The sequence below is a fragment of the Sphingobium psychrophilum genome (genome assembly GCF_012927105.1).
Taxonomy (GTDB): domain Bacteria; phylum Pseudomonadota; class Alphaproteobacteria; order Sphingomonadales; family Sphingomonadaceae; genus Sphingobium; species Sphingobium psychrophilum.
On the sequence record NZ_JABBFV010000004.1, the window covers coordinates 268035 to 283416 of the forward strand.

Here is a 15382-nt window from a genome sequence, read left to right on the forward strand (position 1 = left end):
TCCAAGTCTGACCCTTATTGGAGAACCCATGAGCGGACCCAAGCTGTTCGAGCCCTTTCATGTCGGCAATCTGACGCTCGACAATCGGATCGTCATTGCCCCGATGTGCCAATATTCCGCCGTCGATGGGGCAATGACCGACTGGCACCTCATCCATCTGGGCCAACTTGCCCTGTCCGGCGCGGCATTGCTGACGATCGAGGCCAGCGCCGTCCTGCCGGAGGGGCGCATTTCCCATGCCGATGTCGGCCTGTGGGATGATGTAACCGAAGCGGCGATGCGGCGGGTGCTGGACGGCGTTCGCGCCCATAGCGACATGCCCATCGCCATTCAGCTCGGCCATGCCGGGCGCAAGGCATCGACTCATGTGCCATGGCAGGGCGGCGCGCAGATCGCGCCCGACGCGCCTAATGGCTGGCAGACGGTCGCTCCATCTGCCCTGCCCTTCACGCCGGGCACCAATGCGCTCATGGCGCTCGACCGCGCCGGCATCGAGCGCGTGCGTGACGCTTTCGTCGCGGCCGCCCGCCGCGCCGACAATCTGGGGCTGGACGCGATCCAACTCCATGGCGCGCACGGCTATCTGCTGCATCAGTTCCTCTCACCCCTCTCCAACCGGCGCGACGATGATTATGGTGGCAACCTCGAAAACCGGATGCGCCTGCCGCTGGAGATTTTCGACGCGGTGCGCGCGGCCTTCCCGGCGCAGAAGCCAGTGACGATGCGCGTGTCGGGCACCGACTGGGTGGAGGGCGGCTGGGATATCGACCAGACGATCGCCTTTGCGCAGGCGCTGGAAGCGCGTGGCTGCGACGCCATCCATGTGTCGAGCGGCGGCAACGACCCGCGCCAGGCTATCCCGGTCGGCCCCAGCTATCAGGTGCCACTGGCCCGCGCCGTGAAGCAGGCGGTAACGGTCCCGGTGATCGCGGTCGGCCTCATCACCGATTTTGAGCAGGCCGAAGCGATCATTGGCACCGGCGATGCGGACCTGATCGCCATCGCCCGCACCATCCTCTACGACCCGCGCTGGCCCTGGCACGCGGCCGCCCATCTTGGCGCATCGGTGAAGGCCGCGCCGCAATATCTACGCTGCCAGCCGCGCCAATATCGGCATCTGTTCGATTCAGCCAAGAACGGCGACTGAAACGAAAAACGGGGCCACCCGGCCCCGTTTTTGTTTACACCAACCGGCTCTGCTTGACCGCCGCTTCGATGAAGCTGGCGAAGAGCGGGTGCGGGTCGAACGGCTTGGATTTCAATTCCGGGTGGAACTGCACGCCCACGAACCAGGGATGGTCGGGCCGCTCGACGATTTCAGGCAGCGTGCCGTCGGGCGACATGCCGGAGAAGATCAGGCCGCCCTTTTCCAAAGGCTCGCGATAGCCAGCATTCACTTCATAGCGATGGCGATGCCGCTCGCTAATGTCGTTGGTGCCGTAAATGCCCGCTACGACGCTGTTGCCGGTCAGCTTGGCGGGATAGGCACCCAGCCGCATCGTGCCGCCCAGGTCGGTGTCCGCGGTGCGCTTCTGCAGGCCTTCGGTGCTCATCCATTCGGTGATGAGGCCGACGACCGGCTCGGACGTCTCGCCAAATTCCGTGGTGGAGGCCGCCGCGATGCCCGCGGTGTTCCGTGCGCCCTCGATACAGGCCATCTGCATCCCCAGGCATATGCCGAAGAAGGGCACATTACGTTCGCGCGCGAATTTGACGCTGGCGATCTTGCCTTCCGACCCGCGCACACCGAACCCGCCCGGCACCAGAATGCCGTGCATCGGCTCCAGGCTGGCGATGATATCATCGCCCTTCTCGAACAATTCGGCGTCGATCCACTTGACCTTCACCTTCACCCGGTTGGCCAGGCCACCATGGCTGAGCGCTTCGTAGAGCGACTTATAGGCGTCGAGCAGGCCGACATATTTGCCGACTACGCCGATCGTCACTTCGCCTTCGGGGTTTTGCTGGCGATCCATGATGTCGTCCCAGCGGGCGAGCTGGGGCGTCGGCGCATCCTTGATGCCAAAGGCGCGCAGCACTTCTTCATCCAGCCCTTCGGCATGATATTGATGCGGCACGGCGTAGATGCTGCGGGCGTCGAGCGCGGGAATGACCGCTTCGGGGCGCACGTTGCAGAACAGCGCGATCTTCTGGCGCTCGCTGTCGGGCAGCGGATGTTCGCAGCGGCACAGCAATATGTCGGGCTGAATGCCGAGCGAGGTCAGGTCGCGCACGCTGCGCTGGGTCGGCTTGGTCTTCAGCTCGCCGGCCGCCGCGATATAGGGCACCAGCGTTACATGGACGAAGATCGACTGGCCGCGATCCAGGTCGTTATGCAGCTGGCGAATCGCTTCCATGAAGGGCAGCGATTCGATGTCGCCCACCGTGCCGCCAATCTCGCACAGGACGAAATCGATATCGTCGGTGTCGGCCAGCGCGAACGCCTTGATCTCGTCGGTGACGTGCGGAATGACCTGCACCGTCGCGCCCAGATAATCGCCGCGCCGCTCGCGCTGGATGATCGTCTGATAGACGCGACCCTGCGTCACATTGTCGCTCTGGCGCGCGGACACGCCGGTAAAGCGCTCATAATGGCCCAGGTCCAGGTCGGTTTCGGCCCCGTCGTCGGTTACATAGACTTCGCCATGCTGATAGGGCGACATCGTGCCCGGATCGACGTTGAGATAGGGGTCGAATTTCCGGATTCGCACACGGAAACCTCGCGCTTGCAACAAAGCTGCAAGCGAAGCAGCCATCAGGCCCTTGCCAAGCGAGGAGACCACGCCGCCGGTGATGAAAATATACCGCGTCATGGGAGGAGTGGGTTAGCCTTTCAGGACAGCAAAGGGCAAGCGCGCGAATCCACGCACGCTTAAAAAAAGATCGAAAGATCGATGAAGGGATTAGTTGGCGAGCGGAACCGCGCCATTGGCCGCGGGCGCGGACGCCGCATTGCTGGCGACGCCCGCCAGCGGATCGGCGTTACCGGCGGGCGCCGGGGCACCCTGCGTGGCCGGGGCCTGCTTCACCAGTGACGTGTCGATATCGCTCGGCGCATGACGCACCGACGCGATCACCGCCATCACGATCGACAAGGTGACGAAGATGGTCGCCAGTACCGTGGTCGATCGCGTCAGGAAATCCGCCGCGCCGCGCGCCGACATCAGGCCCGCCGGGCTGCCGCCTACGCCCAAACCGCCGCCTTCCGACTTCTGCATCAGGATGACGGCGACCAGCAGGGCTGCGATGATGGCCTGCACGACGAGAAGGAAGGTGAACATGCGACGGGGTCCGGTACTTTAGGATGCGTTGGCGCGCACATAGCGACGAAGCGCCGTGGGGGCAACCGTTGCGGAGGCTGCGGCAGATATCCAGATTTCCAACATTCCGTTCGTGCTGAGTAGAGGCTGAGCGAAGTCGAAGCCTCATATCGAAGCATCCGAGCAGGCCCAATCCTTCGATACACCACTTCGACAAACTCAGTGGTTACTCAGGACGAACGGATATTTTATCGCGAACTCCAGCGAATCAAGCCGCCACCGCCAGCTTGCCGTCCGCCGCTTCCACGATCGGCGCGAATTTCGCCGCGGTCAGGCTCGCACCGCCGATCAGGCCGCCGTCGACGTCTGCAATGGCCAGCAATTCGGCCGCATTGGCGCCATTCATCGACCCGCCATAGAGGATGCGCACCTTGTCCGCTTCGCCGCCGATACGGGTGGCCAGCGCAGCGCGCAGCGCGCCATGCATGGTCGCGACCGCCTCCATGGTGGGGATGCGCCCGGTGCCGATCGCCCAGATCGGTTCATAGGCGACCGCCAGCCAGTCGGCCGACGCGCCGTCGGGCAAGGATGCCAGCAATTGCGCGGACACCACCGCTTCGGCATCGCCCGCGTCCCGCACGTCCAGGCTTTCGCCCACGCATAATATGACATTAAGGCCCGCCGCCTTCGCCGCGATCGACTTGGCCGCGATATCCGCATTGGTTTCGCCGCGCGCCTCGCGCCGCTCGCTATGGCCAGTAATGACCCAGCTTGCCCCGGCTTCGGCCAGCATCTCGGCCGACAGCGACCCGGTATAGGCGCCGGTCATGTCCATATGGCAATTTTGCGCGCCGATGAACGCCGCGCCGCGCCGTTCCGACCCCGCCATGATCAGCGTCGCGGGCAGGCACAGCCCAACCTCGACCGCCGGATGCGCAGCGGCAAGCTTCCCGATCGCCTCCACTTCGTTCAGATGCGCGCGCATCCCGTTCATTTTCCAATTGCCGACAACCAGCTTGCGCCTGCCCATCGATGCATTCCCTTTATTATTGCTGCACGTCGCCCCCCGCCCCTTCGCCGCCGGGCCTTGCCCTGGCGTCTCCCCGAACGAACCGGATGCTGCAAAAGGCGATGAACGGCGCTCGCGCATTTGTCCAGTCCAAGCCTTGCCGCCGCGCGCATCCGCGCTTAAAGCGGGCCGCCATAACGCCCGGAGTTCTGGAACACCCATGCTTTCTGTCTTTCGCAGCTTCATCCGATCCAAATTCGGCGCGCTTTTCGCCATCCTCTTCCTGGGGGTGATCGCCGCGGCCTTCATCCTGGGGGACGTCACCAGCGGCAATTATGGCAGCGCACTGGGCGGCGGCGGGACCGCGGCCAAGGCGGACGGCTACAATCTCACGGAAACGGAATTACAGGACAGGGTCCAGCGCGTGTTCGAAAATGCACGCCGCACCAACCCCGGCCTCCAGATCGGCGATTTCTTCGCGCAGGGCGGCGCGGCCCAGGTGTTCGACCAACTGGTAGCGTCCCTGACGCTCAAGGCGTTCGCTGACGATCAGGGCGTGCATATCTCCAAACGGCTGGTCGATGCGCAAATCGCGCAGATCCCCGCGTTTCAGGATGCCGCCGGTAATTTCAGCAATGATAATTTCCGCGCGCTGCTGGTGCGCGAACGGCTGACCGAACAGGCGCTGCGCGATGATATCAGCCGCGAAATCCTCCAGCGCCACCTGCTCGCCCCGGTGGGCCTTGGCGTCAAGCTGACCGACAGCATGGTCCTGCCCTATGCCTCGCTGCTGCTCGAAGCGCGCCAGGGCACGGTCGCGGCGATCCCGGCGGTCGCCTTCCTCGACGACAAGAACCCGACCGACGCACAACTGGCCGACTATTATAAGAAGAACGCCAGCCGCTTCACCATCCCCGAACAGCGCCGCATCCGCTACGCCCTGATCGACGCCGAACGCTTCGCCCAGGCGGCCCAGCCGACCGAGGCGGAGATCAGCGCCAGCTACAATCAGAACAAGGCCGCCTATGCCGCGAAGCAAAGCCGGACCGTCGAGCAACTGGTGCTGCCGACAGAGGCCGGCGCCAAGGCGATCGCCGATCAGGTGAAGGGCGGCAAGTCGCTCGCCGCCGCCGCGCAGGGCGCGGGCCTTGCCGTCGCGACGCTGGCGGACCAGAGCCGCGAGGCGCTGACCGCTACGGCGGGCAAGGCCGTCGCCGATACCGTGTTCGCGGGCAAGCAGGGTGACCTGATCGGTCCGGTGCGCGGATCGCTCGGCTGGCTGCTGCTGCGCGTCACCGCGACGAAGGAAACCCCCGCCCGTCCGCTCGACGCGGTGCGGGGCGAGATCGTCACGACGCTGCGCGCGCAGAAGGAAAAGCAACTGCTGTCCGACTTCACCGGCAAGATCGAGGATGCGATCGGCAATGGCGACAGTTTCGAGGAAGTGGTGAAAGATAACGGCCTGAAGCTGGAGACCAGCCCGCCCCTGCTCGCCACCGGCAAGCAGGTGAAGGACCAGGCCTATGCCGCCCCGGCCGACATCCAGCCGCTGCTCGCCCCGGTCTTTGCGATGAGCGCCGACGACGATGCGCAGCTGATCCCGATCACCCCGGACAAACGCTATGCCCTGGCCGCGCCGGGCGACATCGTCGCCGCCGCGCCGCCACCGCTGGCCGAAGTCAAGCAGCTGGTGTTGGCCCAATATAAGCTGAACGCCGGCAATCTGAAGGCAAAGGCGCTGGCCGAGCAGATCCAGGCGAAGGTCGCCAAGGGCGCTAAGCTGGCCGACGCCATCGCCCAGGCCGGCGTTAAGCTGCCCGCGCCGCAGATGCTGGGCGGCCGCCGCGCCGACATCATGCGCGGTGAACAGCGTCCTCCTGCCGAAGTCGCCATCCTCTTTGCGATGGCGGCGAACACGGTCAAGACGCTGCCGATCGGCCAGGATCGCGGCTATTTCGTCGTGCAACTCAACGCGATCGAGCGCGGCGACGCCAAGAACCAGCCCGCCTTGCTGAACCAGGTCCGCACCCAGCTCGCCGATGTGGTCGGTCAGGAATATGGCCAGCAATTCGAACGCGCGATCGAAAAGGAACTGGGCGTCACCCGCAACGCCAAGGCCGTGGAGCAGGTCCGCAGCGCCCTCGCCGCTACCAACAGCGGCGATCAGTAAGATGGCGGCGATCGGCGGGACGGCAGACGGCGTAGAGACTGCGCGCGCGGCGCTTTTGCGTGGCGAATCGGCGCTGGTGTGGCGGCGGCAGATCGCCGACACCGACACGCCGATCTCCGCCGCGCTCAAACTGTTCGAACCCGATCGCGGCGATTATCTGCTGGAATCGGTGGAGGGCGGCGCGGTGCGCGGCCGCCACAGCCTGATCGGCCTTGCCCCCGACCTCGTCTTCCGCGCCAATGGCCAGGATGCCGAAATCAACCGCCATTGGGCGACCGATCGCGACGCCTTCGTCCCCGAAAGTGCCGGCGCGCTCGATGCGTTGCGCGCGCTGGTGGCTGAATGTCGCGCCGCGATGGACCCCGCTTTGCCCGCCGCGCTCGCCTGCCTCGTCGGCTATTTCGGTTATGAGACGGTCGGGCTGGTCGAAAAACTGCCCCGCCCCGCCGCCAACCCCATCGGCGTGCCCGACATGCTGTTTGTGCGGCCGACCGTGATCCTCGTTTTCGATCGCCTTGCCGACGCGCTCTATCTGGTCGCCCCGGTCTGGAAGGGCAGCTTCATCGACGCGGATCGGGCTATCGAGGAAGCGCTGGAGCGGATCGACGCCACCGCCGCCCGCCTCGCCGCCCCCCTGCCCGCCGTCCCCGTCCCGGCCACCATCGCCGACGTCGCCGTTACCCCGGTGCTGGAGCCGGGCCGCTATGCGCAGATGGTCGACAAGGCGAAGGACTATATCGTCGCGGGCGATATCTTTCAGGTGGTGCTGGCCCAGCGCTTCACCAGCCCCTTTACCCTGCCGCCGATCGCCCTTTATCGCGCGCTGCGGCGGATCAATCCGTCGCCCTTCCTTTATTATCTGGACCTGCCCGGTTTCGCGCTGATCGGCTCGTCACCCGAAATCCTGGTTCGCGCTCGCGACGGCGAAGTCACCATCCGCCCGATCGCCGGCACCCGCCCTCGCGGCAAGAACGCGGTCGAGGACGCCGACAACCGGACAAGCCTGCTCGCCGATCCCAAGGAGCGGGCCGAACATCTGATGCTGCTGGACCTGGGCCGCAACGATGTCGGCCGCGTGGCGACCGCCGGCAGCGTCACCGTGACCGACAGCTACACCGTCGAATTTTACAGCCATGTGATGCACATCGTCTCCAACGTCGTGGGCCGCCTGTCCCTGGAGAAAGACGCTATCGACGCGCTGTTCGCGGGCTTCCCGGCGGGCACCGTGTCGGGCGCGCCCAAGGTCCGCGCCTGCGAGATCATTGCCGAACTGGAGCCGGAAACGCGCGGTGCCTATGCCGGCGGCGTCGGCTATTTCGGCCCGGACGGCAATATGGACAGCTGCATCGTGCTGCGCACCGCGGTCCTCAAGGACGGCATCATGCATGTTCAGGCGGGCGCGGGCATCGTCGCTGATTCGACCGCCGAATATGAACAGCGCGAATGCGAAGCCAAGAGCGGCGCATTGCTGGCCGCCGCGCGCGAAGCGGTGACGCTGGCGCGGGAAGCCGGCTTCGGGCAGTAAAGGCTCACCTGCACGCTCGCCCGCCCATCGCGCCCCGCTCCGCCTGGTCCAGATGGAAATGGTCGCGATGCGCGGCGTTATAGTCGGGCGACAGCACGGTCGAAAACAGCCCGCACGCCCCGTCGCGCACCGCGCGCAGAAATTCCGCGTCTTTTCCCTCGCCCTTCCAGTCGTTCAGCACGCTGACCTGCCGCCCGTCCTTCAGCACGAAAGCCGCGACGTCGATCGCATCGGCGGTGGCATGTTCGCTATAATCGCCCTGGCTGCGGCCATAGATGCGCCGACAACTATAGCTGCCGAAATGGCGGATACTGCGCACCGGCGCGCCATAGATGCGCTGCGCGGCCGGTTGCACCACCTGCCATTCCCACAGCTTGAGCGCGGCTACCACCGGACAGGATGGCGCCACCGCGGCCGGCACTAATGCAATAGCATCCCTGTCGGCCCGCAACCGCACCGCATCGGCATAGCGGCACTGGTCCGCCCCGCCCGGCTGCACCGCGACATAGTCCACCCCGGCCCGGTCGAGCAGCGCCCGGCACGCCGCACCGTCGCCGGTCAGCGCCGCCAGCTTGCGCCCGGTGAACAGGCCGACCGGCTGCGCCAGGTCCAGATCGGTCCAGGGCAGATCCTGCGGCCGCTGCCGCAACCAAGCATAAGCCAGCAGGATCAGGGCAAGGGATGCAGCCAGCCAGAGCAGGCGGCGCAGGGTCAGATGAAGTCGTCGCATCCCCTAAGCACGCCGGACCTGCCGCATCGGTTCCGACGTGACGGGATAACCCAGATGGGTCGGGATGCAGAGATGGGTTTCCCCCTCACGCTCCTCCCGCCATGGCCGCACCTTGTCTACCGGATAGGACAGGGCATGGGCGACCAAGGCATCATGATCCGCATGGAGCGCCAGCCGCTCCAGATTGCGCCGCGTGGGAAAGATCACCTGCGCCTCGCCCGCATCCGCCTTCGCCAGCGTGTCCGCCGCGCTGCTCCAGAACAGGCGCACATTCTCGGTCGTGTCGACGCTCGCCACCTGTCCTTGCGGCGCGCGCGCCAGATAGAATCGCGTGTCGAATACCCGCCGCGCCCGCTCGAACGGCGCGGGGTGCCAGCGTGCAAACGGCGTCAGCGCATCCAGCGCGATCCCCAGCCCCAGCCGCTCCAGCATCGCGCCCATCGTCCGCCCGTCATGCAACCCGTCGCGCAGCCGCAGCACCGCAGCCGCGTCCACCGCGCCGGTCAGGCCGATCCCCAGCCCGCTTTCCTCGATCGTTTCGCGGATGGCGGCGATCCGCCCGGCCGCCTCGTCCGGCTCCAGCCCGTGGTCGATTGCGCGCGCCAGCGCATGATCGCCCTCATCCACCGCGCCGCCGGGAAAGACCAGCGCGCCCGCGGCAAAGGCCATGGTCGATGCGCGCTCCACCATCAGCAAATCAGGCGGGCCATCATGCCGGTCGCGCACGATGACCACCGTGGCGGCCGGGCGGCCCCTATCCGTTTCACCGGCATCTGTTTCGATTGTCATGGAAACCGCTCTACGCATGTCATGCGCCAGCGGTAAAGTCTTCGGTTCAACCCTGGGAAGGGGTTGGTGGAGCCTAGCGGGATCGAACCGCTGACCTCGTCATTGCGAACGACGCGCTCTCCCAGCTGAGCTAAGGCCCCCGAAGGAGCGCTGCCTATAAGCGAGCGATTTGGCCCATGCAACCGTCTTTTGCACAAAAAGTCGCAAGCGCGGCTGATCTGGATCAAGCCGCTGGGAAAGCGCGGCTTTCTGGCGCGACGGAGCGCCCGGCAGGGAGGACATTACCCCTGCGTAACTGCCCGGTCGCCCGACCGCGCGTTCCCATGCCCGCTTGCGCCGACCCTATGGACAATGCCAAGGCTGCGGCTCTATCCTGATCGAGGCCGCCATGCCCACTATACTGCTGCTGATCGTCTCCAACCTGTTCATGACCGTCGCCTGGTACTGGCATCTCAAAGGCGGGATGGATAAACCGATCCTGCTGGTGATCATGATCAGCTGGGGCATCGCCTTCTTCGAATATTGCCTGGCCGTCCCCGCCAATCGCATCGGCTTCGCCCATGGGTGGAGCGCGGGCCAGCTAAAAGTCGCGCAGGAAGCGATCGCCCTTGTCATTTTCGGCGGCTTCATGGTGACGGTGCTGGGCGAGCCGCTGCACTGGCGCCACCTCGCCGCCTTCGCCTGCATCATGGGCGCGGTGGGATTCCTGTTCGTCGGGCGCAGTTGACGCAGCGTCAGGGAACTTCGGTCGCGCCTGCGCGCTGAGAGACGACCATGAAGAAGGAGTTCCCATGAAGAACGTAATTGGCACGGTCATTGGCGCGGCGATCGATCGCAAGGACGGCGACAGCGGCGTCAAGGGCGCTGTTCTGGGTTATATGGCATCGGGCGCGGCTAAGACCGTCGGCAAGCTCGGCGTGCTGGCCGCGATCGGCTACGGCGTGGTCAATCTGGTCCGTCGTCGGCGCGCCTAAACGCTGCGCTGCGGCAACAGCAGCGAGCTATCCCCATAGGAATAGAAGCGGTATCCCGTCTCGATCGCATGATCATAGACGGCCCGCATCCGTTCCGTCCCCATCAACGCCGACACCAGCATGAACAGCGTCGATTTGGGCAGGTGAAAATTGGTCATCAGCCCGTCGACCGCCTTGAAGCGATAGCCCGGCGTGATAAAAATGCGCGTTTCGTCGGCGAAGGGTCGGATCATCCCATCCTCGCCGACGGCGCTTTCCAGCAGGCGCAGCGACGTCGTGCCGACCGCGATCAGCCGCCCGCCAGCGGTCCGCGCCGCGTTCAGCCGATCCGCCGTCGCCGCGTCGATCCGCCCCCATTCGGCGTGCATCCGATGGTCGTCGGTATCGTCCGCCTTCACCGGCAGGAAAGTGCCGGCCCCCACATGCAGCGTCAGTGTTTCGGTCGCGACACCCGCTTCGCGCAGCGCCGCCATCACATCCGGCGTAAAATGCAGCGCAGCGGTGGGCGCGGCGACCGCGCCATCCTCCCGCGCGAACATGGTCTGGTAATCGCTACGGTCGCGTTCGTCGGTCGGGCGCTTGCTGGCGATATAGGGCGGCAACGGCATCCGCCCCGCCCGCTCCAGCAGCACCTCCACCGGCTCGTCGCCCTCGAAATCCAGCGTCACGCCGCCATCCTCGTCGCGCGCCCCGGCGATCGCCGTCACACCCGCGCCGAAATCGATCCGGTCGCCCGCCCGCACCCGCTTGGCGTTGCGCAGGAAGGCCTGCCATTGCCGCAGCCCCTGCCTTTTGTGCAGCGTCGCCCCGATCCGCGCCTCGCCACGCATCCCTTCCAACTGGGCTGGGATGACCCTGGTGTCGTTGAACACCAGCACGTCGCCCGCGCGCAGCAGGCCGGGCAGGTCGCGCACGATCCGGTCCTGCATCGCGCCATCGCCGGGCACCAGCAACATACGCGCGCTGTCGCGCGGCGACGCCGGCCGCAGCGCGATATTCTCCGGCGGCAGGTCGAAATCGAACAGGTCTACGCGCATGGCGTCATCCGGCGCGAACGCCGCCCGCCTTACTGGCCGGGCGTAGCGGGCAGGATCGATGGCACCGCGGGCGTGGGCGCCACCGGGGCCGTCACCGGCGGCTTGCCGTCGCTGTCGATCGATGCTTGCAGGATCACCGTCGGGTTAGCCGGCGGCTCGCCCTGCGCGATCGCATCGACATATTGAATGCCCTCGATCACGCGGCCGAACACCGTATATTTCTTGTCCAGCTGCATCCGCGGCAGCAGCACGATGAAGAACTGGCTGTTGGCGCTGTCCTCGCCCTGCGCGCGCGCCATCGACACGGTGCCGCGCAGATGCGGCATCGGGTTGAACTCGGCCTTGAGGTCAGGCATCGTCGAACCGCCGGTGCCGTCGCCCTTGGGGTCGCCGCCCTGTGCCATGAAGCCGGGAATGACGCGGTGGAATTTCAGCCCGTTATAAAAGCCCTGGCGCGTCAGCTCCTTGATCCGCTCGACATGAACAGGCGCGATGTCGGGTCGCAACTGGATGCGCACGCGGCCACCGCTCGACAGGTCCAGATCCCAGATATTCTGCGGGTCGGCCGGCACCGTGGCGGGCGGCAGTTTGGGGGTCAGGTCGGTGCCCAACGACTTGGCGTTTTCCTGCGCGCGCACGGCGGCTTCCGCCTTCTTCACATCCTCGCCGCCGCCCCCGCCGCCGCCCTGGGCATAGGCCAGGCCGGACGCGGTAAGGGCGACGCCGATCGCAACGGTCTTGAGCGCGCAAGTGAAACGCATGGGGTAGGACTTCCTTGATCTCTTAGGCCGACGGGCAAGCCGCCCTGATAGCGCGCTGATCGCGATTGGCAACTGAACGCAGGCTGAAACCGCAAGAGTCGTATTCAAAATGCGCGAAAGAGCGCATTTTGGTCCGCACCAGCCCTCTCCCCCACCCGGCCTCCCACAGTATATTCTGGATGGGAGGCCGGGTGGGGGAGAGGGCTGGTGCGGCCTACCAACAAAGGCCTTAAATCCCGCCCTTGCGCCCGATCTTCTCGACCCGCGCGGCCACCTCGTCGCGCACCGTGGGGCTGACGAATTTATGGATCGGCCCGCCATAGAGCGCGATTTCCTTGACCAGGCGCGACGCGATCGGCTGCAACGACACGTCCGCCATCAGGAAAACCGTCTCGATCCGGCCGTTGATCTGCTGGTTCATGCCCGCCATCTGATATTCATATTCGAAGTCCGCAACCGCGCGGAGGCCACGGATGATCATGCTGGCATGTTGCGATTCGGCAAAATCCATCAGCAGCGAATTGAAGCCGGTCACGACGATCTCGGTGTCGATGGCCGCACATTCGCGCCGGACCATCTCCAACCGTTCTTCATCGGCGAACATCGGCGACTTGCTGATATTGGTGGTCACGCCGATCACCAGCTTGTCGACCAGCTTCGCGCCGCGCCGGATGATGTCCATATGGCCCAGCGTGATCGGGTCGAACGTGCCCGGATAGACGCCGATACGCTGCTTGCTCATGACGTTAGCGATCCCTCTCCACGATATAATCGGCAATGGCGCGCAGCAGGTCTGCCTCCGCGCCATGTCCGTGCAGGTGCGCCTTGGCCTGATCGACCAGCATCTGCGCCTGTTCGCGCGCGCGCGCCACGCCCAGCAGCGATACGAACGTCTCCTTGCCCGCCGCCGCATCCTTGCCCAGCGCCTTGCCCGCCAGCGCTGCGTCGCCCTCGACGTCCAGCAGGTCGTCGGCGATCTGGAACGCCAGGCCGATGTCGCGGGCATAGCCGTGCAACCCGGTGCGCGCCTCATGCGGCAACCGCGCCATGATCGCCGCGGCCTCCACGCAAAAAGCGATCAGCGCCCCGGTCTTCAGATTCTGGAGCCGCGTGACGGTGGCCAGGTCGAAGCGGGTTTTTTCCGCCTCCAAATCCATCATCTGCCCGCCCGCCATGCCGGCCGGCCCGCTCGAAACCGCCAATGCCCGCACCAGGTCGATCCGCACGAAAGGATCGGGATGCGTCTCCTCGTCGGCCAATATCTCGAACGCCAGGTCGTGCAGGCAATCGCCCGCCAGGATCGCCGCGGCCTCGTCATAGGCTTTATGCACTGTCGGCTTGCCGCGGCGCATATCATCGTCATCCATCGCCGGCAGGTCGTCGTGGATCAGCGAATAGACATGGATGCACTCGATCGCCAGGCCGACGCGCAGCGCCGAATCGCGGGAGATGTTGAACAGGTCGCACGACGCCTGCACCAGCAGCGGGCGCAGCCGCTTGCCACCGCCGATCGCGGCATGGCGCATCGCGTCATACAGGCGGGCGCGGGCGTCGTCGGGCACGGCCAGCAGCCGGTCGAAGGCGGCATCGATATCCTGCGCCACGCTGGCGGCGCGGCTGGTGACCAGCGATGCCGCGGCGGCGCCCCCATCCCCGCTCATCCTAATCAATCCGCGCCGAAGGGTTGCGCGCCGGTCACCGCGCCATTGGCGTCGACCGTCAGCTTGGCGATCCGCGCCTCGGCCGCCTGCAATCGCTCCGCGCACCGCTTGCGCAATTCCTCGCCCTGGGCATAGAGCGAGATCGACTCGTCCAGCGGCACGTCGCCGCTTTCCAGCCGGCGGACGATCGTTTCGAGCGCGCGCAGCGCATCCTCGAAAGACAGGGTTGCGGTATCGGGGGTGGAAATTTCCTCAGCCATGCCCTTGCATTGGCGGCCGCCACGGCCCCGGTCAAGCCCGCGTCGGCCAATTAAGGCGGACAGGCTCCATCCTGATCCCATCATCCCCAATCCGATCATCGCCCGGCCCCGTCATCACCGCGTCATGACGCCATTTCACGGGACATGGCGGGAACATCGCAGTTTTGCGTTGACGCACCATGTTGCACATGCACATAAAAGGATCGCTATGAAATATTATATCCCCCTGATCGCCGCCGCCAGTGTTTCGTTGCTGTCGGCCTGCAACAACAACAAAGAGCCTGAAGTCGTGGGCGGCCCAGCCGATCCCATGGCCGCCGAACTCGCCAATGCCGCGCCGGTCGAGCTGCCGCCGTCGGTCAAGGCGAACAAGCAGTTCCGCTGCAAGGACAACAGCCTGATCTTCGTCGACTTTATGAGCGACGACAAGACCGCGCTGTTGCGCACCGAAAAGGGCGGCACCGCCACCTCGCTCAAGGCCGCCGAAGCCGGCCAGCCCTTCACCGCCGAAGGCTTCGAAGTCAGCGGCTCGGGCGACGACGTGACCATCACCGTGCCCGGCAAGGGCGCCCAGGCCTGCCACGTCTAAACCGGGCACGCCTTTTCTGTTTTTACCAGGCCGGACCTCCCCTAAAGGTCCGGCCTTTTTCTTTTTGAAGCGGGTGGCCGCTAACGACCATTAGAGGCCGGAGCTTACACTTCCGCACGTTCCTTAAACCTGCCATCATCTGATAACGACGATCTAAGTTGCGAGATGTCTATGGAAGCCGCCACCTTTGTAGAATTATTGCGTCAGGTTGTGACAGATAACGCCGCAACGGAAGCCATTGCACAGGCTGAAAGCCCGTCAGGCCGAAGCCAATCCGATGATCAGAAAATGCGTTCGGCGTGGATAAGGGCGCTTTCGGCAGAGGAACGTGGCCACCTGGAATGCGTTGCAAGTCAAGCCGCTCGTGCCACCGCATTTGGGTTGCTTTGTATTTTGGACGGTGCGCGGAAAATTGAGGATGGCATTGATCATGGCCATCTTGAGCTGCGATATGTGGAAGGCCAGTCAAACACCCTGCTTGCTTCTAGCGCGGACCATATGCCAGTGCCCCCGTTGCACGAACTGTTATAGATCGGTCGTCTCAAGATGGCGGCTTATCACTCAAGGGCGCTCAAAAGCTGCCTGTCGCCTAACCACCCATCATCGCTGTGCAGATA

Annotated in this window: 17 protein-coding genes and 1 tRNA gene; 7 read left to right on the forward strand and 11 right to left on the reverse strand. The window is 65.2% G+C overall.

Features of this window, described 5'->3' with window-relative positions; all coding sequences use genetic code 11:
• Positions 1-28 precede the first annotated feature (28 nt).
• A complete protein-coding gene (locus HHL08_RS07925; protein WP_169572132.1) occupies positions 29-1147 on the forward strand; it encodes an NADH:flavin oxidoreductase/NADH oxidase in 1119 nt (372 codons plus the stop codon).
• 34 nt (positions 1148-1181) lie between these two features.
• Here HHL08_RS07925 and HHL08_RS07930 read toward each other — a convergent pair whose 3' ends face one another.
• From HHL08_RS07930 to tpiA, 3 genes are all read right to left on the reverse strand, one after another.
• Entirely contained in the window at positions 1182-2813 is a 1632-nt protein-coding gene (locus tag HHL08_RS07930) for a CTP synthase (protein ID WP_169572134.1), read from the reverse strand.
• Positions 2814-2903: 90 nt separating this feature from the next.
• Positions 2904-3281 carry a preprotein translocase subunit SecG gene (gene secG, locus HHL08_RS07935; protein WP_169572136.1) on the reverse strand — a complete coding sequence of 126 codons (378 nt, stop codon included), beginning with the start codon at positions 3279-3281 and terminating at the stop codon, positions 2904-2906.
• Between the two features lie 247 nt (positions 3282-3528).
• Complete coding sequence (gene tpiA, locus HHL08_RS07940; RefSeq protein ID WP_169572138.1) at positions 3529-4290, reverse strand: triose-phosphate isomerase; 762 nt, start codon at positions 4288-4290, stop codon at positions 3529-3531.
• A 199-nt stretch (positions 4291-4489) separates the two neighbouring features.
• Here tpiA and HHL08_RS07945 point away from each other — a divergent pair, with 199 nt between their 5' ends.
• Together HHL08_RS07945 and trpE are read left to right on the forward strand one after the other, a co-directional pair.
• Positions 4490-6439: a SurA N-terminal domain-containing protein gene (locus HHL08_RS07945; protein ID WP_169572140.1), complete on the forward strand. Its 1950-nt coding sequence runs from the start codon at positions 4490-4492 to the stop codon at positions 6437-6439.
• Position 6440: 1 nt separating this feature from the next.
• On the forward strand, positions 6441-7964 hold the full coding sequence (gene trpE / locus HHL08_RS07950; RefSeq protein WP_169572142.1) for an anthranilate synthase component I: 1524 nt from the start codon (positions 6441-6443) through the stop codon (positions 7962-7964).
• A gap of 4 nt (positions 7965-7968) precedes the next feature.
• On the opposite strand, the gene HHL08_RS07955 is transcribed toward trpE, so the two are convergent.
• The 3 genes from HHL08_RS07955 to HHL08_RS07965 form a co-directional block, all read right to left on the reverse strand.
• On the reverse strand, positions 7969-8694 hold the full coding sequence (locus HHL08_RS07955; protein WP_169572144.1) for an extensin-like domain-containing protein: 726 nt from the start codon (positions 8692-8694) through the stop codon (positions 7969-7971).
• 3 nt (positions 8695-8697) lie between these two features.
• Positions 8698-9483 (reverse strand): NUDIX hydrolase, encoded by a 786-nt coding sequence (locus HHL08_RS07960; protein WP_169572145.1) that lies wholly within the window; start codon positions 9481-9483, stop codon positions 8698-8700.
• Between the two features lie 64 nt (positions 9484-9547).
• Positions 9548-9623 (reverse strand) — tRNA-Ala (locus tag HHL08_RS07965).
• A 248-nt stretch (positions 9624-9871) separates the two neighbouring features.
• Here HHL08_RS07965 and HHL08_RS07970 point away from each other — a divergent pair.
• Together HHL08_RS07970 and HHL08_RS07975 are read left to right on the forward strand one after the other, a co-directional pair.
• Positions 9872-10210, forward strand: a complete 339-nt coding sequence (locus HHL08_RS07970) for a DMT family protein (protein WP_169572147.1) — start codon at positions 9872-9874, stop codon at positions 10208-10210.
• A 64-nt stretch (positions 10211-10274) separates the two neighbouring features.
• Entirely contained in the window at positions 10275-10457 is a 183-nt protein-coding gene (locus tag HHL08_RS07975; protein WP_169572149.1) for a hypothetical protein, read from the forward strand.
• Here the strand turns inward: HHL08_RS07975 and queA are convergent.
• From queA to HHL08_RS08000, 5 genes are all read right to left on the reverse strand, one after another.
• Positions 10454-11494 carry a tRNA preQ1(34) S-adenosylmethionine ribosyltransferase-isomerase QueA gene (gene queA, locus HHL08_RS07980; RefSeq protein ID WP_169572151.1) on the reverse strand — a complete coding sequence of 347 codons (1041 nt, stop codon included), beginning with the start codon at positions 11492-11494 and terminating at the stop codon, positions 10454-10456. The two genes, HHL08_RS07975 and queA, sit on opposite strands and share 4 nt — an antisense overlap.
• A gap of 29 nt (positions 11495-11523) precedes the next feature.
• The gene (locus HHL08_RS07985; RefSeq protein WP_169572153.1) at positions 11524-12255 is read right to left on the reverse strand and encodes a peptidylprolyl isomerase; all 732 of its coding nucleotides are present in this window, start codon (positions 12253-12255) and stop codon (positions 11524-11526) included.
• Positions 12256-12484: 229 nt separating this feature from the next.
• Positions 12485-12997, reverse strand: a complete 513-nt coding sequence (gene coaD / locus HHL08_RS07990) for a pantetheine-phosphate adenylyltransferase (RefSeq protein ID WP_169572155.1) — start codon at positions 12995-12997, stop codon at positions 12485-12487.
• 4 nt (positions 12998-13001) lie between these two features.
• Positions 13002-13916, reverse strand: coding sequence for a polyprenyl synthetase family protein (locus tag HHL08_RS07995; RefSeq protein WP_169572157.1), 915 nt, complete (start codon positions 13914-13916; stop codon positions 13002-13004).
• Positions 13917-13921: 5 nt separating this feature from the next.
• Positions 13922-14176 (reverse strand): exodeoxyribonuclease VII small subunit, encoded by a 255-nt coding sequence (locus tag HHL08_RS08000; protein ID WP_169572159.1) that lies wholly within the window; start codon positions 14174-14176, stop codon positions 13922-13924.
• A 208-nt stretch (positions 14177-14384) separates the two neighbouring features.
• Here HHL08_RS08000 and HHL08_RS08005 point away from each other — a divergent pair, with 208 nt between their 5' ends.
• Together HHL08_RS08005 and HHL08_RS08010 are read left to right on the forward strand one after the other, a co-directional pair.
• A complete protein-coding gene (locus HHL08_RS08005) occupies positions 14385-14765 on the forward strand; it encodes a hypothetical protein (RefSeq protein ID WP_169572161.1) in 381 nt (126 codons plus the stop codon).
• Between the two features lie 171 nt (positions 14766-14936).
• Positions 14937-15296, forward strand: coding sequence for a hypothetical protein (locus HHL08_RS08010; protein WP_169572162.1), 360 nt, complete (start codon positions 14937-14939; stop codon positions 15294-15296).
• The last annotated feature ends 86 nt before the right edge of the window (positions 15297-15382 follow it).